This is a genomic window from Peribacillus sp. Hz7 (genome assembly GCF_042136355.1).
In the GTDB taxonomy this organism is placed as follows: Bacteria; Bacillota; Bacilli; order Bacillales; family DSM-1321; genus Peribacillus; species Peribacillus asahii_A.
This window is the reverse complement of the sequence record NZ_JBHHJV010000061.1, coordinates 1-1177: the sequence shown is the minus strand read 5'-3', so window position 1 is coordinate 1177 and position 1177 is coordinate 1. Positions and strand designations below refer to the sequence as shown.

At 35.3% G+C, this 1177-nt stretch carries 1 pseudogene; it reads left to right on the top strand.

Features of this window, described 5'->3' with window-relative positions:
• Positions 1 to 1139: pseudogene (locus ACE199_RS23490) on the top strand (IS3 family transposase); the annotation flags it as partial.
• Positions 1140 to 1177: the final 38 nt, after the last annotated feature.

Here is a 1177-nt window from a genome sequence, read left to right as displayed (position 1 = left end):
GAGAGAATTTATTCAGCGAGAAAAAGATGGCAAAAAGCATACAAAAATAACGGGATAATTGGTTTACGTGACACTAGGGCAGAAAACTCAGGACGCCCCAGAGAAAAGGAACTTACCCTAGAGGAGAAAAATGCTCGTTTAGAAGCACAAATTACCTTACTAAAGGCGGAAAATGAACTATTAAAAAAGATTCGTACTGCAGAAAGGGGGATAAGGAAATAGAGCTTCTCCCTAGCCAAAAATATATTCTTATTCGGTCAGTGATTGAAAAGTATCAACTGAAAAATATGGTTAGTTATCTTTGTACTCTGGCTGGTGTCTCAAGAAGTGGTTATTATAATTATTTCTCGTTTGAATCACAAGAAAGAAGAAAGCTAAAGGATAAAAAAGATGAGGCCGTAAAGGAAATCATCTTAAAAGCCTTCCATTTTAAAAATCGTAAGAAAGGGGCACGTCAAATCAAAATGACTTTGGCGGGTCAATTTAATATTGTCTACAATTTGAAACGCATTCGACGAATCATGAAAAAGAATGGCATTATTTGCCCTATAAGAAAAGCAAATCCTTATAGACGAATGATGAAAGCTACAAAAGAACACCGTGTTGTACCTAACCTTTTAAATAGACAATTTAAGCAAGGAGTTCCAGGTAAAGTACTCCTTACAGATATCACATATCTATATTACGATAAAGGAATGAAGGCCTACTTATCAGCCATTAAAGATGGTTCGACTGGAGAAATCTTAGCCTACCAATTATCGGACCGTATGACCTTGGATTTAGCTACAGATACACTGAAGAAGTTAAAGAAGAACAAAAACTTTATGAAAGCAAAAGATGCCTTAATTCACTCGGATCAAGGTGTTCATTATACGAGTCCAATCTTTCAAAAAGCAGTGAAGAAATTAGGGTTACGCCAATCTATGTCAAGACGAGGAAACTGTTGGGATAACGCCCCCAAAGAGTCATTCTTTGGCCATCTTAAAGATGAAGCCTCTATTAAAGCATGTACAACTTTAGATGAATTAAAAAAAGAAATAAAGCAATACATGATCTATTACAATCACTATAGATATCAATGGAATTTAAAAAAGATGACCCCTGTTCAATACAGAGATCATCTTCTTAAAACTGCCTAGGCTTTTTTTAAAATGTCCTTTACAAAGGGTACACTTCA